This window comes from Chryseobacterium sp. 2VB (assembly GCF_005503635.1).
Classification (GTDB): Bacteria; Bacteroidota; Bacteroidia; order Flavobacteriales; family Weeksellaceae; genus Chryseobacterium; species Chryseobacterium cupriresistens.
Genome location: NZ_SCNC01000002.1, coordinates 198,038 through 221,017 on the forward strand (window position 1 = coordinate 198,038; position 22,980 = coordinate 221,017).

The following is a 22,980-nucleotide window of genomic DNA, read 5'->3' on the forward strand; positions in this document are numbered from 1 at the left end:
ATGAAGAATCTCAACTATAATGAGTTAGATTCCTACAGAATGACAAAGTAGAATCGTAAGTCTTATAAAAGTAAAAAATACGAAGTTTAAGAATTTTGATTCTTGACTCTAATAAAAAAAGAAAAATGGCAAAACGTACAGATATAAAAACAATTTTAGTAATCGGTTCAGGACCTATCATCATTGGTCAGGCAGCTGAATTTGATTATGCAGGAACGCAGGCTTGTCTGTCTCTGAAAGAAGAAGGCTACAAGGTAATTTTGATCAACTCAAACCCTGCAACAATCATGACGGATGTGGAAATCGCTGATAAAGTATACATCGAGCCGATTTCATTACAGTTTGTAAGCCACATCATCAGAAAAGAACGTCCGGATGCTTTATTACCAACTCTTGGAGGCCAGACAGGTCTTAACATGGCGGTAGAACTGGAGAAATCAGGAATTCTTGAAGAGTGCAAAGTGGAAGTATTAGGAACCAAGCTTTCTGCCATCAACAGAGCAGAAGACAGAGACCTTTTCCGTGAGCTGATGAGAGAACTGAATGAGCCGGTACCGGAATCTGATATCGTCAATACAGTAGAAGGTGCACTTGCTTTCGCAGATGAAATCGGATATCCTGTAATTGTTCGTCCTGCCTTTACAATGGGAGGAACCGGAGGTGGTATCGCTTCCACAGAAGCTGAATTGAAAGAAATTGCTGAATTGGGATTAAAACACAGCCCGGTTACACAGTGTCTTATTGAAAAATCAATCGCAGGTTTCAAAGAAATTGAATACGAAGTAATGCGTGATGCAAACGACAACGCCATTGTGGTTTGTAACATGGAAAATATTGACCCGGTAGGAGTTCACACAGGAGATTCAATCGTAGTAGCTCCTTCTCAGACGCTTTCAGACAGAGAATATCAGTTACTGAGAAATGCTTCCCTGAAAATCATCAGAGCGTTAGGAATTGAAGGTGGATGTAACGTACAGTTAGCTTTAGATCCGCATTCATTTGATTACTATATCATCGAAGTAAACCCTAGAGTTTCCCGTTCATCAGCATTGGCAAGTAAAGCAACAGGTTACCCGATTGCAAAGATTGCTGCGAAGATCGCAGTTGGATTAACTCTGGATGAAATCATGAACCCGGTAACAGGAAAAACATACGCATGTTTTGAGCCGGCTCTTGACTATGTGGTAACGAAATTCCCAAGATTCCCATTCGATAAATTCGAAACGGCAGACAGAAGACTTTCTACTCAGATGAAAGCTACCGGAGAAGTAATGGCAATCGGAAGAAATCTTGAAGAATCTTTACAAAAAGCGATCCGTTCATTAGAAACAGGAATCAAACATTTAGGATTAAAAACAAAGCAGGCTCAGGCACTTACTGCTGAAGAAATCGAAAGAAGAATCAGAGTATGTGATGACGAGAGATTATTCATCATCGGGGATGCTTTAAGAAGAGGTTACGACTGGGAGCAGATCGTAGAATGGAGTAAAATCGACAAGTTCTTTATCTGGAAACTGAAAAAACTGGTTGACTTCGAAAAAGTAATCGCTGACAACAAATTTGATAAAGAAACCCTGATTGAAGCGAAGAGATTAGGTTTCGCAGACATCAATATCGCAGTTCTTTGGGATGTAAAAGAGCGTGAGGTTTTCAACTTCAGAAAAGAAAACGGAATCATGCCGGTTTACAAAATGGTAGACACTTGTGCCGCTGAGTTTGAAAGTGAAACACCTTACTTCTATGGAACCTACGAAGAAGAAAACGAAAGTGTTGTTTCAGACAAAGAAAAAATCATCGTACTGGGTTCAGGACCAATCAGAATCGGACAAGGTGTAGAATTTGACTATGCAACGGTTCACTCCGTATGGGCAATCAAAGAAATGGGTTACGAAGCGATCATCATCAACAACAACCCGGAGACAGTTTCTACAGACTTCTCCATCTCTGATAAATTATATTTCGAGCCGCTTACTGAAGAAGATGTAATGAACATCATCGAGCTTGAAAAGCCTAAAGGAGTAGTGGTACAGTTCGGTGGACAGACTGCCATCAACCTTGCAGATAAATTAGCCTCTCACGGAGTACAGATTTTGGGAACTTCACTTGAAGATCTTGACAGAGCTGAAAACAGAGATAAATTCGAAAAAGCACTTCAGGAGCTTGGAATTCCTCAGCCAAAAGGAAGAACTTCAACTTCCAAAGAAGAAGCGATAAAAATTGCCAACGAAATCGGATATCCGGTATTGGTACGTCCAAGCTACGTTCTTGGAGGTAGAGCAATGGAAATCGTATATGCTGAAACAGAATTGGCTCACTACATGGAGCACGCAGTAGATGCGAGTCCTGAACACCCTGTTTTGGTCGACAAGTACATGGTAGGAAAAGAAATCGAAGTAGATGCCATCTGCGACGGTGAAACGGTAGTGATCCCGGGAATTATGGAGCACATCGAAAGAGCAGGGGTTCACTCCGGAGACTCAATCGCGGTATATCCTCCACAGAATATTTCTCAGAGTGAAATCGATACTTTGGTAGATTACACGCAGAGACTGGCAAAAGGACTGAATGTTATCGGATTAATGAATATCCAGTACGTTCTTTTCGAAGGAAATGTCTATGTAATTGAAGTAAATCCACGTTCTTCAAGAACAGTTCCTTTCTTATCTAAAATCACAGAAGTTCCGATGGCAAACCTTGCAACAAAGGCAATCCTGGGACAAAAACTGAAAGATTTAGGTTACGAAAACGGATTGGTTCCAAATAAAGAAGGCGTATTTGTAAAAGTACCGGTATTCTCTTTCTCTAAGCTAACGAAAGTTGATATCTCTTTAGGCCCGGAAATGAAGTCTACAGGAGAAGTTATGGGGAAAGATACAACCCTTGAAAAAGCACTTTACAAAGGATTGGTTGCTGCGGGAAGAAAAGTTCCTATGCACGGATCTATCCTGTTCACAGTAGCTGATAAGCATAAAGATGAAGCAGCAGCTCTTGCCGCAAGATTCCATGAAGTAGGATTCAGAATCTGGGCTACGGAAGGTACTGCGAAGTTCTTCGAAGAAAAAGGAATCCCTTGCAAAATCGGATACAAAATAGGAGAAGAAGATGTAAATCTTATCGACCTGATCCAGAAAGGAAAAGTTCAGTATGTTGTGAATACCACTACAAAAGGTAAGCAGGCAGAAAGAGACGGATTCCAGATCAGAAGAATGAGTGTGGAAAACGGTGTTCCTTGTTTAACTTCAATGGATACAGTAGAAGCAATCCTAAAAGTAATCGAAAGCATGAGCTTCAAAATGGAGACGATGTAATTTCGAGCCAGAATAAATACTTAAATTCCGCAAGAAAACTTGCGGAATTTTTTTATCGATTAATCCAGAAAAATAAAGGATTCTGTTTACTTTTGCAAAAGCCATTTAAACTTCAATATAATGAGTATAAAATCAATTACGATAGGATTTCTATGTTGTATTTTCGTAACAGTACTTTCAGGATGTTCCTGGATAACTGATTTCTATATTCAAAACCTGACTGGCTCCAAAAAAATAATTAAGATCAATTACAGTTATCCCATCTCAAAAGCAATTGATAATAAAGGCGGCAACTTTGCATTTAATTATGAAAATGGAATATTGTCACCTCGGTCTTTCTATAAAATCAAAAATCCAAAGTCTCTTGAAAAAATAGAAGTCAAAGACTCTTCCATTGTTCTTGAGCTTTATCCAAATTCAACAACAAAAATTTACAAAAGCCATAATGGAAGCTGGAGATATAGGATTAAAAGTGTTGAGATTAATGGAACCATTTTTTATCCTTCAGAATTAATAAATAAAAGCAGATATATCAGTAAGGATTATGTTTATAAAATTGAATAAAGGAAAAAGCTGTAATGGATAAAAAAGCAATACAAATTTTACTCAACACCATAAAAACTTCCCAGAACGAAAGTGTAAGTGATTGGTTTTATTGGGAAACCTATATGCAGTATATCTCCGAAGATGATTTTGAGTATGCAAAAAAGCAATCTGTAATGTATGATCAGGAAGAAATAAGTCATGATGAAATTTGCAGAAGAATTAAAAGTGCTGTGACTGGTATTGAAAAACAGCAGGTGGTAGATGCTTTTCTTTATAGTTTAAGTACCAGGCAATTAGAATATCGTTCATTTTTATCCAGCTATTGTATTGCAGAAAGTCTGGAAGAGCATAGCTTTACGCCAAGCCCGGAACCTAATGAAGGCATCTGTGCCATATGCGGGCTTCATACATTTGAGTTTGAAGATCCTATCGAATTCAATACCATCAATTATTTCAAATACAAGGATGGATGTTGTTTTGATAGTTTAATCCAGGTTTTATTTGATGTAGAACAGTTTCCAAAACTTCCGGTCGTTAAACCCATCGAAAATGACTACAGGATCCTCAATGAAGTGAAAGAAATTATTGAAACATCAGAACCCGGCGACAGAATTTCTCAACTTAAAAAGAGAATCGCCAAAATAGTAAAATCAAATGATGAAGAAAGATTAGGATTGTTGGAAATTTTAGGAGTTATTGGAATTTTACATGATGATGCTCATTTTGGGTATGCAGATCAATATGTTACCTATCCGGAAAGAGAACACAGACCCATTAGGAATGATGATGTTGGTTATCCCGCAAGATGGTGGCAGGGGAAATTTGGAATTGATGATGAAAAATGGAAGTACTGGTTTGAAAGCAATTAAGTGATTTTTTATCATGCTATCATACATTTAAAAGCAAATTTTCAATACAAAAAACAGGGTTAAAATGATTTCGGAAGTGTTTTTATCGGTTTAGCTTTAAAATAGATTATGTTTACCGAATTATTTATAAATTAGAGCGTTAAAATTCAAGCTGTTATTATTATTTAAAAACTAATACAATTCCACCAAATCAAAATATAACCATGGCAGAATATTATGCAAAATCAAGCAATTCTTTAACTTTTGAAATTACAAAAGAAGAAAAATTAATTGGGAAACTTGCTTACACAAGTTGGTTTAAATTTAATGCTGTCATTGAAATTGCAGATGGTAAAATCTATCAGGTGGAGCCGAAAGGTTTTTGGGGAACCACCATTGAGCTGAAAGATCAGGAAAGAGTCCTTCTGAAATTCAGAATGAACTGGAACGGGGAAATTGTGGTGCAAACTTATTTTGATGGCGTGAAAAATGGTTATCTTTTTAAACACAGAGGTATTTTTAAAGAATCATTTGTCCTTACAGATCAGAACGGCGTCGAGCTGATGATTATAAAACCCCACCTGAGATGGACGTCTATGAATTACGAATACCAGATCACCACCTCTGATGCCTATGAAACCCTTCCGGAAAAAGAAATCGTTTTAATTACTGCACTGCATTGCGCCAATTATTATATGTCGATGATGGCCGCTGCTGTTATATAAGACAGTTAAATTAAAACTTTAGCAATATATTACCTTTATTTTTATTAGCCTTATGGTAAAAAAGAATTGTGTCCTGAGTATTTTCGGACTGCTATTACTATTTCAATGTAATCCTGTTAGCAAAAATTACAAAAAAGAATTTGAAAAATTTGTTTTTGATTCTGATCAGGTTTTATCCAATGGTGATATTTTACATCCTGCTTATGCCTATCTTAAAGATGGAAAATTAAAAGGTCTTGAGTTTAATAATCATCCAGAATGTGGAGACTATATCAAAAGATATTTTTTTTCTGAAAATGAAAAAATAAAGAAGATTGTTATTGAGAAAAATTATTATAATGAAAGCTGTGGCAAAACTTTTGACTCATTATTCATTATATATCCCGTATTGGGCAAAACAATTGTGTATGAGGATAATACAAACGTAAAAGAAATAGAAGGTAATGTTTTACGGGAGGAAAAAATTAATATTGATCACTATATGAAAATGATTAAAAATTGGAAAAATAAATAAAAAAACTTATATATTGATTGAATAAAGGGTTTTCGGAATTTTCGAAAACCCTTTATTTATGGGGTATTTCATTAAGTAAGTTTTATGATTTGTATCATGTTTTTATTTAGAATTAATAAAAATAAAATAATTTTGCAGAACTAACTTAATTATAAACATGAAAAAAACTATTATTTCTGCAGCTCTGTTAGCCGTAACGATGCTGAGTGCCCAGGAAACGGATACCATTAAAGTGGCTGAAATCCAGTCTGTATCACTCCAGGGAACTCACAATTACAGAACCAAAAAATCTGAATCTATCGCAAGACTTCCTCTTGAAAACCTTGAAAACCCCACTGTTTATAACCTTGTTCCCAAAGAAATCATCAGTGAAATGGGAGCTATGGATTTCAACACAGCCATGGCTTCTGCTCCGGGAGTTGTTGTCAGCAACAGTGTCAATGACAGTGGAAACGATATTTTTATGAGAGGTTTCAGTTCCAATGCCAGTTTCAGAAACGGATTGATTCAAAACCCAAGGGTACAATCCGAGATCGCTAATATCGAGAGAGTAGAAGTAATAAAAGGCCCATCCGGAACTTTATTCGGAGGAACATTAGCCAATTATGGCGGTGTGGTGAATATTGTTACGAAAAAACCACAGGAAAATTTCGGAGGAATTATCAATTATACCACCGGAAGCTGGGGAATGAACAGAATCACAGCCGATGTAAACACCCCTTTGAACAAAGAAAAAACAGCATTGGCAAGATTCAATGTGGCAGCCTATTCTCAGGATTCTTTCCAGGATGCAGGGTATAATAAAGGACTATTTTTCTCAGGAAGTGTTTTGTACAAAGTAAGCGACAAAACCACAGTGACACTTGATACCGAGTTCCATGCTCCGGACAAAACATTGAATGCCTATGTAAGAAACTCAGAAAAGCTGACCTTACACTCTATGAAAGACCTGGAAGTAGCCTACAAAAGAGCGTTTACTAGTAATGATATCGGCTCCAAAAGAACCAACTTTGTAACGATGGCTGAGGTTACCCATAAATTCAATGACCAGTGGACGTCAAGGACATCTTACCAAAGAGGAGAAGCCAATGAAAATGAGTCGATCTTTTTGGTGTTAAGATATCTGAATAATAATCAGGTAGAAAGAATGATCCGTCCTTTTGACAGCTTTAAAGTGACCACAGACAATATCCAGCAGAATTTTACAGGAGATTTTAAAATAGCAGGCTTAAGAAACCGTCTGGTAGTAGGAATAGATTATTTCCAGCAAACAACAAAATATCAGTTCCCTTACTATGAGGCCAACGGATACAGTAATGTTTTCATGCCTTATGATAAAGTGAATCTCGACAGCTCTTCCGCGTGGGATCCTATTTCAAGAAACAAATTCATGAATAAGGAAAGAAAATCCACAGAATCGGATATTACAAGATTCAGAACGATCAGCGGATACATCTCCAATGTTTTGAATATCACGGATAACTTATTGGTAATGGCCAGTTTGCGGATAGACAGCTATAAAAATGATGATACAGTGGTAAACGGTGTAGAGATCTCTACCAAAAACGGATATCCTGAAAATAAAGTTTCCGGTTACAGCCAGACCCAGTTTTCACCAAAATTCGGATTGGTGTATGAAATTGTAAAAGATCAGATCTCATTCTTTGCCAATTATGTGAACGGATTTAAAAACTATGCACCATCACTGAATGAAGCTGGTGTTCTGACAAAATGGGATCCTGAGCAGGGAAATCAGATTGAAACTGGTTTCAAAGTAGATCTTTTCCATAAAAAATTACTGACAACCGTAAGCTATTATAATATCAATGTTAAAAACAGACTGGTTGCAGATCCGGGCGGAATAGGAAGTATTCAGGATGGGAATATCAAAAATCAGGGACTGGAAATAGGGATCATTGCCAACCCTTTCAAAGGATGGAATATCGTTGCCGGATACGGATATAATGATAACAAATATGATGACCGAAGCAAAGACAGCGGAAAAAGAATCGCCTGGACTCCAAAACATGTAGCCAATCTATGGACAAGTTACAAAATTATGGATGGGGCTTATGAAGGACTTGGCTTCGGAGCCGGATTTAATTTTGTAGACCAAACCTATATCAATATTGTTAACCATTTTCTAGCTCCTTCTTACACTACTGTAGGTGCAACCATTTTCTATGACAAGAAAAAATACAGAATCGGTCTGAAAATGAATAATGCGCTGAATGAAAACTACTGGAACTTCTATGGGCAGCCACAGAAGCCTAGAGAAATCCTGGCCAATTTTGCATTCAAATTTTAATAACCAAAACAAAAAATAATCTCAACGAAAATATAAGGATGAAAACCGCAAAGGCACAATGCTTTGATTAATAATAAACAATGTTTCTGATGCCTCAAATATGCTAAAGTAAATGGCATCAGGAATAACTCTTTCACTTTACAAATGCGCCGTTATTATAATCCTTTTGTGCCTTTGCATTTTCTGCTGTAACATGTTGAGTAGATGAAAACAGATATGGAGAATAAAAAAACTAATCCTAAGAAAAAGCAGGGAAAATCCATTACCAAAAAGATCACCGGCTGGCTGCATCTGTGGCTTGGGCTGGTTTCCGGAATCATTGTGCTTACGGTTACTCTTTCAGGGACGGTATTTGTCTTCTGTGACGAAATCATTGATCTGTGCGGCGGAAGCGCAAAATATGTCCAGGCTCCGGCTAATGCAGAAAAAATGACCCCCGAAGAGTTGCTTGCCCGCTTTCACCAGCAGGTTCCGGACAGAAAAGCGTTCTATTTTGATACCTACAAAGATGCTGACAGAAGTTTCAGAGTAGCTTCAGCAACGAAGCCTCCTAAAGATAAAAGTGCGGACAAGGCAGACAAACCAAAGAAAAAAGGTCGTGGTCCACGAGGTGTATTTGCCTATCATTATCTTGACCCTTACACCGGAAAAGTAATCGGTTCTACAAAAAGCTATGAGTTTTTCTATATTGTGGCCCATATTCATGCGCAGTTGCTGGCAGGAAAGTTCGGGAAAACGGTGGTTGGAATTGCTTCCATCATATTTTTTATCCAGCTTATCGGCGGACTGATTCTCTGGTGGCCTAAAAAATGGAACAAAACCACAAGAACAACAGCTTTTAAAATTAAATCCGGAACAAAATGGCGCAGGAAAAACTACGATTTTCATAATGTTTTTGGATTTTATTCATTGCTTCCCGCAGTGTTTATTACCATTACCGGACTGTTTATGGCATACAAGGTCTTAACCGATCTTACCCAGCAGGCTTTCGGAGGAGCCGTGGATGCCCATACCATTGCAGAAAAATATGAACCTAAGTTTGATCCGGAGAAAAAAGCTCTGACTTATGCTGATTTTGTTGATAGAAAATTCAAGGAATTTCCTGATGCAAAACAGTTCAGAATGAGTATTGCGAGAAATGATTCCGCAACGGTCTATCATGTGGTGGCAGCTCAGTTTATTGGTCTGAAAAGCCTTGTCAACGGAAAAAGAATGGAAACCAACAAATACACCGGAAAAGAAATTGATTATCCCGAAGAAGTACAGAGGCATGAAGCGATTGAGCATATGAATTTTGACCTTCATGTAGGGTATTGGGGCGGAATGTTTGGTAAAATATTCACCTTCATTATCGGAGCCATCTGTACAAGTCTGCCGGTTACCGGATTCCTGATCTGGTGGGGCAGAAGAAACAAATCGCCAAAAAAAAATAAAGAAATTAAGAATATTCATCAACACAGAAAAGATTCACACCATGAACAATTGGTTTAAAATTATTGCCCTCTCATTACTTTTAGTATTTACCTCCGGAAAAGCTCAGGACAAACTGATGATAGGAGAGAAACAAAACCTATTTTCAAAAGTTTTAAAAGAAAACAGGGAAATCTGGATTCATCTGCCTAAAACCTATAGCGACAATACCATTAATCCGGCAAAATATCCGGTGATCTATCTTCTGGATGGAGAAATCAATTTTGAATATTACGCAGGATTAACGGATTTCATTGCCAGAACACCCTATGCAGATATTCCGGAATGTATTGTTGTCGGGATTAAAAACACAGAAAGAACAAGGGATCTTACTCCGACAAAGTCTGAAAAGAAAAGTCCAGTAAACCCTAGTATCACTCTTTTTGCAGACAGTGGCGGAAGTGAAAATTTTGTAAAATTTATACAGGAAGAATTGAAACCATTTGTTAATAAACACTATAGAACACAGGATTATTCAGTGTTGGTAGGCCATTCTTTCGGAGGTCTGTTTGCGATCAATACCTTCCTTTTACATCCGGATTATTTCAATGCTTATGTTGCGAATGATCCCAGTTTATGGTGGGACAATAAAGTGACCCTCAAAAGAACGAAAGAGTATCTGGAAAAGAATAAGAACTTTCCTGCAAAAAAATCTTTGTATGTTTCTCAGGCAGACAATGAAGAACAGCAGAAAAACTGGAACTCCGATATGACCCAGGCTATTGAAGAATTTAAAGGAATGATAGAAAAAAACGGATCATTAAACTATAAACATAGCTTTTTCGAAGGAGAAACCCACGGAACTGTTTCCTATCCCGGAAATTATGAAGCATTAAAGTTTATATTCAAAGGTTTCAGAACCGATATAAAACAACTTGCCAAAAATCCCAAACTGCTTGAAGAAGACTATAAAAAGTTTTCCGAAAAGATGGGAACAGATTTTATTCCTTCAGAGGCCTATCTGAATGTAGTGATCAAATTTATGAAAAGTAATGGTTTTAAAGAGCCCGAAACTTATTTTATGAATCTGAAAGACAACTATTATCCTGAGCAATAATGCATTGAAAATAAAAACCAAATCCGTTTACCAACAGATTTGGTTTTTTATATCTTGATTCTAAAGTAAGCTTTGGCTAAAGCAGATTTATTCTAAAGAACTATCCTCACAGTTTGTCATTCCGATTTCTTTTATTTAGATGATAAGAGTATAGATTCCTACGGAATGGACAACTGAGTGTATAATGGATTATTCCGGTAGAAATCTGAATAATTTTTCAGTGAATTAATGCCTGTTATCACAATTGATCGGAAAATCCTTCTCCTTTTGATCTAAAAAGCTGATGGAAGGACAGCCAAAAGACTGTGCCATGAATCCAAAAATAACAGGAGGCTTTCCTTTGAACAGGTGGCCGGTATATTGGAAAACATTGGCTTCATCAGCATTTATTCCATACAGAGGAAGAAACTCTCCGCCATCACTTCCTGCAAGGCTGAAGGTCTTTTCCGCAATTTTTTCCTTACGATCATTGATGACCGCAAGCTTACGTTCTGTGATATTTCCTTCTTCAAGATAATCCTGAAGATAATAGGTCAGATTTTCATATTGTGCCTGGTAGGTTTTTCCCTTGGTAAGTTTGGACTGACTAAAATATTTTCCTGAACTGGCCGCATCAGCTTTTTGCCATTTCACAGCTTTCATTTTATGGTTTACGAAAGGATTTTTATTCCCAAAATAAGCGATAGCATTAGTATAACGGTCGTATTCTGTTGTTTTTTGATGAGTGGCTACCTGGAATCCCATCATATAAGAATCCGGGTCTAAATCCTGATCATCGGAATAAGGACTTAAATAAGCCACGGCTTTTAATTGGCTGACTGGCATTTTTTGAAGTTGATTAGAACGATACTCATAGATGTACAGAGAATCATTTTCTGTGAGATGAATTCCTTCAAGCAGTTTTTTTCTGCTGGGAGCATCCAGTTCAAAATGCTGGCGTTCCTCATAAGTCATCTGTTTCTGGTTTTTCATAATAGCTTCAGGTACAGGCTGTACTCCTTTATAGATATCCGAAACAGAAATGAAAATATCAATATCAGAATCTTTTTCTGCGGATGAAATGACAGACAGACTGAAAATATTAAAATCCGTATAATCTATTTTCTCCTCAGTTTTTACTGTTTTTACAGAATCATTTGTTGTTTTTATTTCTGTAGCCACTGTTTTTTTCTCTTCTTTCTTACAGCTGACGATAGCCAATGGCAAAAGTAAAAGAGCAGCGGCAGTTTTGGGTTTCATGATTTTTTTTAGCATTAAAGTGTTTATCATAGTCTAATTCATTTTGTAATAAGGTTCCGAAAAGTATTTGCTGGGTTTGATATAAGCCATTTTCCTTTCTGCATCAAAGATCCAGATAAACCTGCGGAGCATATCGGCGCCCAGATAACTTACATTTTGTGTTTTCAGTTCCCCGGAGAAAAATCCTACGGAAACATCTTTAAATACACTGTTTCCCAACTTGAAATACGGCAAAACCGCTTGTTGGGTAGTTAAAGTTTTACCTTCAGAGTTCCTGAGGGTTTTCTCTCCTGTTATCTTCAGTTTTTTTTCAAGATGTTGTTCTTCAGCGAATTCGTTGCTGTAGAGTATAGCTCCTGAAAACCCGGATTGCAAAACAAAATAGGCTTCCTGCTGCGGTCCGTCATCCATAATATTGTCTGCTGCAAGATAAAAACCCTCATGATCCGGAATGATGTTAATGGGTTGATAATCTTTCAGATCCGGAATTTTGTCGTAGATCACAAACTGGTTGTTGTCATAATCAATCTTAAAGGCTTTCCCTTCAAAAATTCCGGTTCCGATTTTTCCGTCTGCTTCATGACCTGTCAGCTGATTGTCAAAAAAACGCACATTTTCCTGGATGATCTTTCCGATCTCAACAGTATTATTATCGCTGAGTTCTTCTTTATTGAAAATAAGATGGCCTGCTTTGCGCTTGCTGTCGGGAGAAATTGAATAATCCTTCATCGCGATCTGAAACATCAGATCCAGAGAATCCTTTTTGTTGACAAGGGTCTTTACAATGATATTATTGTGTTTTGTGATCCGGAAGGGGATGGTCTGCTGTGCTTTCATACCATACAATCCGGCAGAAAGCAGTATGAAAAGTACTGTTCTTTTGAGCATTATCAGTGATTAGTGTTTTAAAACTTTAAAATTACCTATTATCTTTGGAAAAGCAAATAATAAAATGAAATGGTTGAAAAATTGCTTCAGAGTGGAATCCATTGGGAAAAGAAAGCATTCAGACGGAATGAGTTTCTGAAGATTTCAGGCAGTACAGATACCTCTATTTATTTTATAGAAAAGGGAAGTGTCCGGATCTTTATGATGGATGAAGATGAAGAAAGGATCATTCGTTTCGGATACACAGGAAATATTATTGTCAGCCTGGATTCCTTTTTGTCGGGAAAGCCTTCGGAACTTTACATTCAGGCGATTAAGAAAACAACGGTGAAAGTAGCTTCAAAAAAGGATTTCTATGCATTTATACAATCAAATGAAGAACACATGAAATTCTGGATGAATGTTCTGGAAGATCTCGTACTACAACAGCTTGAAAGAGAAAAAGATCTGCTGATCAATGCTCCCGGAGAACGCTTTGACAGAGTTTTAAAACGAAGTCCAAAGCTATTTCAGGAAGTTCCCAATAAATATATCGCCAATTATCTGAGAATGTCACCGGAAACCTTGTCCAGACTGAAAAAATCTTGAGTTCAGTCAAGATTTAAGAATAACCAGATCAGCATATTTGCATAAAAAACGTAATGAAAATTTCAACCTCAGAACTACTGAATGAATTAAAAAACACGACAGAAGAATATTTACACTTTGCTGAAATGTTGTCTTTAAAGACGGAACATGATCTGAATTTCAGGATTTCAGCAGAAAGCTGGAGTATATTGGACTGCCTGGAACATCTCAACCGCTATGGTGATTTCTATATTCCTGAAATAAGCCGTGCTATTTCCTCTGCTGGAAAATCCTCATCAACTTTTTTTAAGCCCGGGATTCTTGGAAACTATTTTGCTAAAAGCATGCTTCCCAAAGAGAATCTGAATAAGATGAAAACGCTTAAAGCCATGAATCCTATCCACAGTAATCTGGATAAAGGTGTAGTGGATACATTCATAAAACAGCAGGAAAAAATGCTTGAGTTATTGGAAAAAGCACAAAAGGTTGATCTGGAAAAGACAAAAACAAATATCAGTATCTCAAAGCTGATCAGGCTGAAGCTGGGAGACACTTTCCGGTTTGTTATTTACCACAATCAAAGGCATGTTGAACAGATAAAAAGAATTTTAACGGATTAAAAACAAATTAAGATTTCCAAAAAGCTTAATTTTAAGCTAATGGAAATGATACACCAAAAAAATATATCAACCCCTTTGGGTGAAATGATCGCCTGTGCCGTGGATCAGGGAATCTGTCTGCTTGAATTTACAGACCGGAAGAATATTGAAAAACAGCTGAAGGCTTTATCAAAGGTACTGAATGCAGAAATTGTAGAAAAAGAACATCCTCATTTCAAACAGCTGGAGAAGGAACTGAAAGAATATTTTGAGGGAAAAAGAAACCGTTTTGAAGTTCCGTTGTTTACTACTGGAACAGAGTTTCAGGAGAAGGTCTGGCAGCTGCTGCGTGAAATTCCGATGGGAGAAATCAGAACGTATAAACAGCAGTCAGAAATACTGGGAAACCCCAAGGCGATACGTGCCGTAGGAACAGCCAACGGAATCAATAAAATTGCGATTTTGATTCCCTGTCATCGTGTGATAGGCTCAAACGGTGAATTGGTCGGATATGCCGGAGGAATCTGGAGAAAACAAAAACTGCTGGAGCTTGAAAAGGCCATCTTATTTTAAACCAAAATTCACATTCGGAGAATTATAAAAAATAGGTGTTCATTTTTCGGTTGTAGAGCATCCGGTAATCTTTCTACTTTTGAATAAAAAATTATGATCAGTTTTAAACAGTTACATCATGGTGAAGAACCGTTACTTTTAGGTAATGTATGGAATGTAGAAAGCGCAAAGGCATACGAAAAGCTGGGGTATAAGGCATTGGCAACCTCAAGTTCGGCAGTCGCGCTGAGTTTAGGATATGAAGATGGAGAGCAGATGACCTTTGAAGAATATTTTTATATCATCAAGAGAATCAGAGCTTCCGTTTCAATTCCTTTGTCGGTAGATCTGGAATCCGGATATGGTCTTGAAAATGATACGGTAGTTTCGAATATGCTGAAACTTATAGAAATTGGAATATCGGGGATTAATATTGAAGATACCAATGTTATTAATGGAATACGAGAACTGGTAAACAGAGATGTTTTCTATGAAAAATTAAAAGATATTTTTATCAAATTAGGAGAAAACAGAGGTAAGGTATTTATCAATGTACGCACAGATCCTTTTTTACTGAATATTGAAAATGCGCTGGAGGAAACTTTAGAGAGAATTAAACTGTGTGAAGAACTTAAAGCCGATGGCGTCTTCATTCCGGGCATAACAGCTGAAAACGATATCAGAACCATTACAGAAGCTACTTTTCTTCCCGTGAATGTTATGGCTCTTGCTGATTTACCCGACTTTGATACGCTTAAAGCATTAGGGGTAAAAAGAGTTACTTCAGGTGCTTTTATGTACAGACATATTTACAGGGAGCTTGAAAAAGCAAGTCAGGAAATTACAAACGTAAGAAGTTTTTCACCTCTTTTTATCTAATGATGGAACTTACAGAAAAAATAATGTACGAGGCATCTTATATCAAAGATGTTTCATTTGAAGGGATATTCTGGATGGGTGTAAAAACCACAGGAATATTCTGCAGACCGAGCTGCACCGCACGGAAACCGAAATTTGAAAATGTAGAGTTTTTTTCCAATACCAAAGATGCAATGCTCAAAGGATATCGCCCGTGTAAAGTGTGCAGACCTTTGGAAAATCTCAACGCCACACCTCCGTATATTAAAGATTTATTGAAAGAAATTGCCGACGACCCCACATTAAAGCTTAAAGATTATGATCTTGTAAAAAGAGGATTGGAACCCGCAACAGTCCGCAGATGGTTTCTGAAACACCATGGGATTACGTTTCATGCTTTCCAGAGAATGTCAAAACTCAATACAGCATTTAAAAAACTTCAACAGGGAGAATCGGTTACAGAAGTAGCATTTGACACAGGATATGAAAGTCTGAGTGGTTTTAATGAGAGTTTTAAAAATATTTTTGGAGTATCACCTAAGAATAATTCCATGGAAAAGATCATTGATCTGAAGAGAATAGAAACCATGCTGGGAACAATGATAGCCTGTGCCGATGAACATGGAATCTGTCTTTTAGAATTTTCCGACAGAAAAGCGCTTCCAACAGAATTAAAAAGTGTTGCGGAATATTTTAAAGCAAATATTATACAAGGAGAAAATCCTCATTTTATTACTCTGGAAGAAGAATTAAAAGAGTACTTTGAAGGAAAAAGAACCGCATTTACAGTTCCTATTTCCCCTGTAGGAACAACTTTTCAGAAAGAAGTCTGGGCTATTCTTCAGGAAATTCCTTATGGTGCAACAAGAAGCTATCAGGAACAGGCAGATATTTTGGGAAATCCTAAATCCATAAGAGCTGTAGCCAATGCGAATGGTCTGAATAAGATATCCATTATCATCCCTTGTCATCGCGTAATTGGCAGCAATGGACAATTAACAGGCTATGGAGGTGGAATCTGGAGAAAACAAAAGCTGCTGGAATTGGAAAAGGCTATATTATTTTAGAAAATAATTTATTCTTATCCTGTTTTTCAATTCAACTTAGAAAAGGAAAACGATTAAGAAAAGTAAGATTTTTAACAGTTGATTATTTAATTTTAAAAAGGATTGGGGTAAAAAATACCCGTATAGAAAAATATCGGTAAAACAAATTTTAACGAAGTTTATGAAAGCTAATTCGCTCTGAATTTTGTAATTTTAAACAAAAATTTACACGTGAAAAAGTTACTAGCAGCAGTTTGCATTTCAGTTTCAGCATTCAGTTTTGCTCAGGATTATTCTGTGCCGGCAGCAAGTCCGCGCCAGAAGGTTGAGCAGCAGTTTTCAATGTCTAAAATTACCATTGATTATGGAAGACCGGGAGTGAAGGGACGTAAGATTTTCGGAGAACTGGTTCCTTATGGCCAGGTTTGGAGAGCGGGAGCGAACTCTTCTACAAAAATTACTTTCGGACAGGCCGTTAACTTCGGTGGGAAAACAGTGCCTGCAGGAACATACGGATTGTTCATCGTTCCTACAGAAAAAGAATGGAAAGTTATCCTTAATAAAGATTTCCAGCAATGGGGAGCGTATACTTACGATCCAAAACAGGATGTAGTAGACGTTACGGTACCGGTTAACAAACTGACAGACAAACAGGAATGGTTTGAAATCACTTTAAATCCTACAGATGAAAACTCAGGAAACCTGGTGATCAAATGGGATATGGCTCAGGCAGAAGTTCCTTTGAAACCGTCCAAATTAGACACTGTTATCAAGATTTCCGACAAGTTGAAAGAAATCAAGAAAATAGAATCAGATTCTACTAAAAAAGGCTAAGCAATGAATTTTTCTGTTCAGCCTGTTTTAGAGAATGAAGAATTTCAATTAATCCCCTTACAGCAAGGGGATTTTGAATCTTTATATGAAGTAGCTTCCGATCCTAAAGTATGGGAACAGCATCCCAACAAGGATCGTTACAAGAGAGACGTTTTCGAGAACTTTTTCAGAGGAGCTATGGAGAGTAAGGGTGCTTTCAAAATTATGGAGAAAGCAACCGGAGATGTACTGGGAAGCAGCCGTTATTATGATTTTAATGAAAAGGAGAATCATATTTTCATCGGCTACACTTTCTACGGAACAAAATCATGGGGAAAAGGAATTAATCCTCAGGTTAAAAAGCTGATGCTGGATTATATCTTCCAGTTTGTAGACAAAGTTCATTTTCACATTGGAAAAGAGAATTTCCGTTCGCAGACAGCTTTGGAAAGACTGGGAGGTCAAAAGATTGCTGAAGAAGAAGTGGCTTATTTTGCAGAACCTACAAGAACCAATTTCGTGTATGAAATTAAAAAAGAAGATTGGGTATGAAAAAATATAAAATACAGCAGTCCCCATTTGTAGTGCCTACTACAGACGGAAAACTGATTGAAGAACATTGGGGAAACTCTACAGGGAATTCCAATGTTTCCATTGCTCATATGGTAGCCCCTCCGGATTGGAGTGAGCCTCACCAGACTCCTGATTTTGATGAATTTACCTACATTATTTCAGGAAAAAAGCAATTTGAAATAGACGGAGAAATTGTTGTTCTTGAAAAAGGACAGAGCATCCTTATTGAAAAAGGAGCAAGAATCCGTTATAGTAATCCGTTTTCAGAACCATGTGAATATCTTGCGATCTGCCTTCCTGCATTTTCTATGGAATTGGTGCATAGGGAAGAGGAAGGCGTAGACTAAAAAAGCTGTTAAAAAAATATAAAAGCAAATCTGCATATCAGTGGGTTTGTTTTTTTTATTCCCAATTTTCAAAAGACGATGCAATTGTATGGTATTGAGTCTTTTGAGATCAGATTTCAGGAAGCAGGTAATGAGAACATAGGTTAATACTATATTTTTTGAAATATTTGTTCTGATTGATAGTACTGATTTTTGAATTATTTTGTAAGTTCGCGGACTTAAAAAATGAAAGACTAAGATCTATGAAAAACAAATTATCAATTGTGCTGTCCCTGAGTATTGCGCTTTCTACCACTTCATGTGCAACCATTTTTACAGGAACTCAGGATCCAATAGCTTTTACTTCAAACCCTGAAGGGGCAAAAGTATTTCACAAGGGAATTGAAAAATGTACAACACCTTGTACAACCAAAATTCCAAGAGGTTTGGGTAAGCAAATGGTTACATTTGAAAAAGAAGGATTTGAGAAGAAAGAAGTAAAACTGACAAAAACTTTTAATGCCGTAACTTTACTCAATATTATTCTTGGAGGAGCAATAGGAGTGGGAATTGATGCTGCAACAGGTTCTCTTACCAAATATTCTCCCAAAAAATATGACGTGGAGCTTCAGGCTAAACCGTAATTAAGCTAACACTATAAAAGTAAAAAGGCAAATTCATTGATTCACGAATTTGCCTTTTTTATGTTTATTTCAAAATTTCTTTCAGGAACAGCAATGTGTGGTTCCATGCTCTTTTGGCCATTGCCGGATTATAATCCGGTGATTTCGGATCTGTGAAAGTATGTTTGGAATGGGCATACGTGATGATCTGCCAGTCGGCATTTCCATCGTTCATTTCTTTGATGAGGTTATTGTAATCTTCAGGCGTCACGCTTTTATCATCTGCCGGATTTTCAACAAGAATTTTAGCCGTCAAAGCTTCATTCTTTCTGCTCTGATCTCTGCCCAGGCTTCCGTGGATGGAAACAACACCCGCTACAGGCAGATGTCCTCTTGCGGATTCCAATGCTCCCGTACCTCCGAAGCAGTAGCCGATTACCGCTACCTTATCAGAAATGGCTCCGTTTTTCTTCAACTGCTCCAATGCCAGCGAAATTCTTTTCTGGTACTCCTGATAATTCTGTTTGTAATACCCTGAGCTTTTTGCAGCAGATTCGTTATCCGTAGGAATTTTTCCTTCACCATAAATATCAGCAATAAAAGCGATGTAGCCTTGCTTTTCAAGCTCAACAGCCGCTGTTTTAGCTTCTTCGTCTATACCTTTCCAGGCTGGGAGAATCAGTACTCCGGGAAGTTTTTTTCCTGCATTGGAAGTGATGAGACCATTAAGTTTCTGGGAACCGTCCTGGTAGGAAACAGGGTTAAGTTTCTGACTGAAAAGATTTCCTGAAGCCATAATCATTGCAGTTAATAAGATGGAACGTATCATATTTTGTAATTTAATTTTAATACAGATTACACTAATCCTTTTCACAAATACAACCAATAACAATTGTGCAATTCGTGTAAAAATTTGTGATAGTAGTGTTGAAAAGAAATCTTATCGAAATTAATAAAAATAACTCAGAAAGAATATTAATAGAATATTATTTAATCTTTTTCAGGAATCATTTGGTATTTTAAACCTTACTCAGGTCTGTAAAACTGATACTGTCCGTCTTCATAATAAGCATTGATATGCTGCAAACCGTTTGTTAAAATAATTTCCCTGGCACCGATAATAGAATTGTATCGGGCAGTCTGTTCAAAAGTTTTTTCCGTTAATTTGATCTGTGGCGCTTTACATTCAATCAGAATTATGGGTTCGGTTTTTTCAGTAACCAGAAGGTCAATTCTTTTGGTAAGACCATTCAGGATAATCTTTTTTTCGGTAATCAGAGCCGATGTTGAGTAGGATTTTACAGTAAGATAATAATGTACCCAATGTTGTCTGACCCATTCCTCAGGAGTGAGCAGAAGATAAGTTTTGCGGACCAAATCATAAATAAAAAACTTATCTTTGTCTTTCTTGAATTTAAAATCAAAAGTTTCCTGAAAATTCAGTTTTGGAAGTTCCATTAATAAGATGAAAGAATTAGATTTAATCCTCAAAAATATTAAAAATAAAGATGTTTTACCTATTTATTTTTTCCACGGAGAAGAAGCTTACTTTATTGATGTCGCTGTAAAGGCTCTTGAACATAACTTTTTGGAAGAAGATGAAAAAGCTTTCAACCAGACAGTTACTTATGGAAAAGATACTTCTTATCAGGAAGTTCTTTCCCTGGCAAGACAGTTTCCGATGATGGGAGACAAACAGGTGATTATTGTGAAAGAAGCTCAGGATTTACGATTCAATGAAGAGGAAAACAGAATTCTGGAAGCCTATGTAGAAAATCCCGTTCCTTCAACGGTATTGGTTTTTGCTCATAAACACAAGAAACTGGATAGCAGAAAAAAGGCTGCCAAAGCTTTAGATAAAGCCAAAGTTCTTTTCCTTAGCGAATCTGTAAAGGAAAGCAATCTGCCGAAATGGATTTCGGATGAATGCGCAAAGCTTAAAATCAATACAGCTCCCAATATTTCCCATCTGCTGGCAGAATATCTGGGAAATGACCTGTCCAGAATTGCCAACGAGCTGAACAAGCTGAAGATGATCCTTAAAGAAGGAGAAATCCTTGACGGAACCATCGTTGAAAATCATATCGGGATCAGCAAAGAATATAATATTTTTGAGCTTCAGAAGGCTTTGGGAACTAAAAATGCCAATGCTGCCTTTAAGATTGCTCATTTTATGGGTAAAAACCCGAAGAATAATCCTTTTGTCATGATGCTGGCAAGCCTTTACAATTATTTTTCAAACGTTATTATTTATCAGACCATGGCAGGGCAGTCTCCACAGACGATTGCTTCGCAGATGGGAGTGAACCCTTATTTTATCAAAGACTACGCGGAAAGTGCCAGGCTTTATCCTCTGAAGCATGCCACAAGAGTGATTTCTATTCTTCGTGAATTCGATATGAAAGGTAAAGGACTAGGAGCGGTGAATATGGGAGAAGCTGAGCTGATTCGGGAACTTGTGTATAAGATCATCAATGTAGATAAGATTAAGATGAAGGTGTGAGGCGAGTTGCGAGATGCGAGGTAGCGAGTTGCGTGATGCGTGTTGCGTGATGCGTGTTGCGGGATAGTGAGATTCGGGATATGATGGGTAAAGGACATTAAAAAAGTTTTAAATTTTCTGCCAATCTAAATTCCGTAACACAATAATCCGCACCCCGAAATCCCAAAACCCGCACCACAAATCCCGAATCCCGAACCCCGGAATTCACCCCACAACAGTTACCATCGAAATACAACATATCAGATATTGACAAGTATCATTAAAATAACTTTAAAAAGAAATTAAAAATTCCGAAATTAGCGGTCTAATTCAAATTAAATCTTTTCGAACAAAGCAAATTATGGAGCAAAACATTTTAGATTGTGTGATCGTTGGATCTGGGCCTTCTGGTTTCACAGCTGCTATCTACGCAGCAAGAGCAGACTTAAAACCTGAATTGTATACAGGTTTGGAGCCGGGCGGACAATTAACAACCACTACTGAAGTGGATAACTTCCCAGGGTATCCAGCCGGGATTACAGGTCCTGAAATGATGATGGATCTGCAAAAACAGGCAGAAAGATTTGATACCAAAGTTCATTACGAAATGATCACTAAAGCTGAATTCTCCAAAGAAGCAGGCGGTGTTCACAAATTATATGCAGGAAACAAAGAGATCCTTGCCAGAACAGTTATTATCTCTACAGGAGCTACTGCAAAGTATTTAGGTCTTGAAGATGAAAAAAAATATGCAGGAGGCGGTGTATCAGCTTGTGCTACGTGTGATGGCTTCTTCTACAGAGGAAAAGATGTTGTAGTAGTAGGCGCAGGAGATACAGCTGCTGAAGAGGCTACTTACCTAGCAAAGCTTTGTAAAAAAGTAACGCTGTTGGTAAGAAAAGATGTTTTCAGAGCGTCAAAGGCAATGGTTCACAGAGTGGAAAATACGCCGAATATCGAAGTGAAATTCCACCATGAATTAATTGGAATTGAAGGAGAAAACAGCCTTGTAGAAAGAGCGGTAATCATCAACAATCAGACTCAGGAGAAATCTACAGTAGATGTTGAAGGAATCTTTATTGCCATCGGTCACAAACCCAATACAGATATCTTTGTGGGTCAGGTAGATCTTGATGAAAACGGATATATCGTCACTGAAAAAGGGTCTTCAAGAACCAATCTTCCGGGTGTATTTGCTGCCGGAGATGTTCAGGATCATATCTACAGACAGGCTATTACAGCTGCGGGAAGCGGATGTATGGCAGCAATGGATGCAGAGAAATATTTAGCTGAATTACACGGATAGTATTCAGTATATACAATACAAAGCGTACCCGGTGGGTGCGCTTTTTTTATTGGAAAACACAAAGGAGAAGGAGATCGTCAAATTATTTTTAACCATTAAGGAACTTGAAGCTATGAAGGAAAGTTAAGGAAACATCCTGGATGTTTTAGAAAGTGTTGCGCTTCAACTTAATATTCTTAATTATTTAATTCATCTTAATGGTTTAATATTAAAAAATGTTTCAGAAGATTTTCAGCGAATGTTCTCGCCTTTACGCTTAAAACATTCAACATCTCTCCATACCCAATATTCGCTAAGAAATTAGATAAATAGCTTTATTTTCCAGAAATATT

23 protein-coding genes are annotated in these 22,980 nt (G+C 37.3%); 19 read left to right on the top strand and 4 right to left on the bottom strand.

Annotated elements, in window-relative coordinates:
- The first annotated feature begins 125 nt into the window (after positions 1-125).
- From carB to FFS26_RS02980, 8 genes are all read left to right on the top strand, one after another.
- Positions 126-3,308 carry a carbamoyl-phosphate synthase large subunit gene (gene carB, locus FFS26_RS02945; RefSeq protein ID WP_137904231.1) on the top strand — a complete coding sequence of 1,061 codons (3,183 nt, stop codon included), beginning with the start codon at positions 126-128 and terminating at the stop codon, positions 3,306-3,308.
- A gap of 120 nt (positions 3,309-3,428) precedes the next feature.
- Positions 3,429-3,872: a hypothetical protein gene (locus tag FFS26_RS02950; protein ID WP_110011101.1), complete on the top strand. Its 444-nt coding sequence runs from the start codon at positions 3,429-3,431 to the stop codon at positions 3,870-3,872.
- Between the two features lie 14 nt (positions 3,873-3,886).
- A complete protein-coding gene (locus FFS26_RS02955) occupies positions 3,887-4,723 on the top strand; it encodes a hypothetical protein (protein WP_110011100.1) in 837 nt (278 codons plus the stop codon).
- A gap of 203 nt (positions 4,724-4,926) precedes the next feature.
- Positions 4,927-5,427, top strand: coding sequence for a hypothetical protein (locus FFS26_RS02960; RefSeq protein WP_137904232.1), 501 nt, complete (start codon positions 4,927-4,929; stop codon positions 5,425-5,427).
- A gap of 52 nt (positions 5,428-5,479) precedes the next feature.
- Positions 5,480-5,941 carry a hypothetical protein gene (locus FFS26_RS02965; RefSeq protein ID WP_137904233.1) on the top strand — a complete coding sequence of 154 codons (462 nt, stop codon included), beginning with the start codon at positions 5,480-5,482 and terminating at the stop codon, positions 5,939-5,941.
- Between the two features lie 157 nt (positions 5,942-6,098).
- Entirely contained in the window at positions 6,099-8,249 is a 2,151-nt protein-coding gene (locus tag FFS26_RS02970) for a TonB-dependent siderophore receptor (RefSeq protein ID WP_137904234.1), read from the top strand.
- 216 nt (positions 8,250-8,465) lie between these two features.
- The gene (locus FFS26_RS02975) at positions 8,466-9,740 is read left to right on the top strand and encodes a PepSY-associated TM helix domain-containing protein (RefSeq protein WP_228449378.1); all 1,275 of its coding nucleotides are present in this window, start codon (positions 8,466-8,468) and stop codon (positions 9,738-9,740) included.
- Complete coding sequence (locus FFS26_RS02980) at positions 9,724-10,776, top strand: alpha/beta hydrolase (RefSeq protein ID WP_137904236.1); 1,053 nt, start codon at positions 9,724-9,726, stop codon at positions 10,774-10,776. Before FFS26_RS02975 ends, FFS26_RS02980 begins: the two co-directional genes overlap by 17 nt.
- Positions 10,777-11,001: 225 nt before the next feature.
- Here FFS26_RS02980 and FFS26_RS02985 read toward each other — a convergent pair whose 3' ends face one another.
- Positions 11,002-12,015: a hypothetical protein gene (locus tag FFS26_RS02985; protein WP_137904237.1), complete on the bottom strand. Its 1,014-nt coding sequence runs from the start codon at positions 12,013-12,015 to the stop codon at positions 11,002-11,004.
- 33 nt (positions 12,016-12,048) lie between these two features.
- A complete protein-coding gene (locus FFS26_RS02990; protein ID WP_137904238.1) occupies positions 12,049-12,903 on the bottom strand; it encodes a hypothetical protein in 855 nt (284 codons plus the stop codon).
- Between the two features lie 69 nt (positions 12,904-12,972).
- Between FFS26_RS02990 and FFS26_RS02995 the strand changes: the two genes are divergently transcribed.
- The 9 genes from FFS26_RS02995 (at position 12,973) to FFS26_RS03035 (ending at position 18,881) form a co-directional block, all read left to right on the top strand.
- Positions 12,973-13,491 (top strand): Crp/Fnr family transcriptional regulator, encoded by a 519-nt coding sequence (locus tag FFS26_RS02995; protein ID WP_137904239.1) that lies wholly within the window; start codon positions 12,973-12,975, stop codon positions 13,489-13,491.
- 53 nt (positions 13,492-13,544) lie between these two features.
- Positions 13,545-14,090: a DinB family protein gene (locus tag FFS26_RS03000; RefSeq protein ID WP_137904240.1), complete on the top strand. Its 546-nt coding sequence runs from the start codon at positions 13,545-13,547 to the stop codon at positions 14,088-14,090.
- A gap of 39 nt (positions 14,091-14,129) precedes the next feature.
- Positions 14,130-14,642 (top strand): methylated-DNA--[protein]-cysteine S-methyltransferase, encoded by a 513-nt coding sequence (locus FFS26_RS03005; protein ID WP_137904241.1) that lies wholly within the window; start codon positions 14,130-14,132, stop codon positions 14,640-14,642.
- Positions 14,643-14,735: 93 nt separating this feature from the next.
- Positions 14,736-15,500 (top strand): isocitrate lyase/phosphoenolpyruvate mutase family protein, encoded by a 765-nt coding sequence (locus FFS26_RS03010; RefSeq protein WP_110011089.1) that lies wholly within the window; start codon positions 14,736-14,738, stop codon positions 15,498-15,500.
- Complete coding sequence (locus FFS26_RS22935; protein WP_137904242.1) at positions 15,500-16,546, top strand: bifunctional transcriptional activator/DNA repair enzyme AdaA; 1,047 nt, start codon at positions 15,500-15,502, stop codon at positions 16,544-16,546. The genes FFS26_RS03010 and FFS26_RS22935 overlap by 1 nt, the downstream gene beginning before the upstream one ends.
- Before the next feature lie 210 nt (positions 16,547-16,756).
- Positions 16,757-17,359 (top strand): DUF2911 domain-containing protein, encoded by a 603-nt coding sequence (locus tag FFS26_RS03020; protein ID WP_062670647.1) that lies wholly within the window; start codon positions 16,757-16,759, stop codon positions 17,357-17,359.
- Between the two features lie 3 nt (positions 17,360-17,362).
- On the top strand, positions 17,363-17,890 hold the full coding sequence (locus tag FFS26_RS03025; protein WP_110011087.1) for a GNAT family N-acetyltransferase: 528 nt from the start codon (positions 17,363-17,365) through the stop codon (positions 17,888-17,890).
- The gene (locus tag FFS26_RS03030) at positions 17,887-18,258 is read left to right on the top strand and encodes a cupin domain-containing protein (RefSeq protein WP_137904243.1); all 372 of its coding nucleotides are present in this window, start codon (positions 17,887-17,889) and stop codon (positions 18,256-18,258) included. Before FFS26_RS03025 ends, FFS26_RS03030 begins: the two co-directional genes overlap by 4 nt.
- 242 nt (positions 18,259-18,500) lie before the next feature.
- On the top strand, positions 18,501-18,881 hold the full coding sequence (locus FFS26_RS03035) for a PEGA domain-containing protein (RefSeq protein ID WP_137904244.1): 381 nt from the start codon (positions 18,501-18,503) through the stop codon (positions 18,879-18,881).
- A 64-nt stretch (positions 18,882-18,945) separates the two neighbouring features.
- Here the strand turns inward: FFS26_RS03035 and FFS26_RS03040 are convergent, their stop codons facing one another.
- Positions 18,946-19,689 (bottom strand): dienelactone hydrolase family protein, encoded by a 744-nt coding sequence (locus tag FFS26_RS03040; protein WP_137904245.1) that lies wholly within the window; start codon positions 19,687-19,689, stop codon positions 18,946-18,948.
- A gap of 197 nt (positions 19,690-19,886) precedes the next feature.
- Positions 19,887-20,318 carry a type I restriction enzyme HsdR N-terminal domain-containing protein gene (locus tag FFS26_RS03045; RefSeq protein ID WP_110011083.1) on the bottom strand — a complete coding sequence of 144 codons (432 nt, stop codon included), beginning with the start codon at positions 20,316-20,318 and terminating at the stop codon, positions 19,887-19,889.
- 7 nt (positions 20,319-20,325) lie between these two features.
- On the opposite strand from FFS26_RS03045, the gene holA reads away from it, so the two are divergent.
- Positions 20,326-21,363 (top strand): DNA polymerase III subunit delta, encoded by a 1,038-nt coding sequence (gene holA / locus FFS26_RS03050; RefSeq protein WP_137904246.1) that lies wholly within the window; start codon positions 20,326-20,328, stop codon positions 21,361-21,363.
- 340 nt (positions 21,364-21,703) lie between these two features.
- Positions 21,704-22,648: a thioredoxin-disulfide reductase gene (gene trxB / locus FFS26_RS03055; RefSeq protein ID WP_110011081.1), complete on the top strand. Its 945-nt coding sequence runs from the start codon at positions 21,704-21,706 to the stop codon at positions 22,646-22,648.
- Positions 22,649-22,980: the final 332 nt, after the last annotated feature.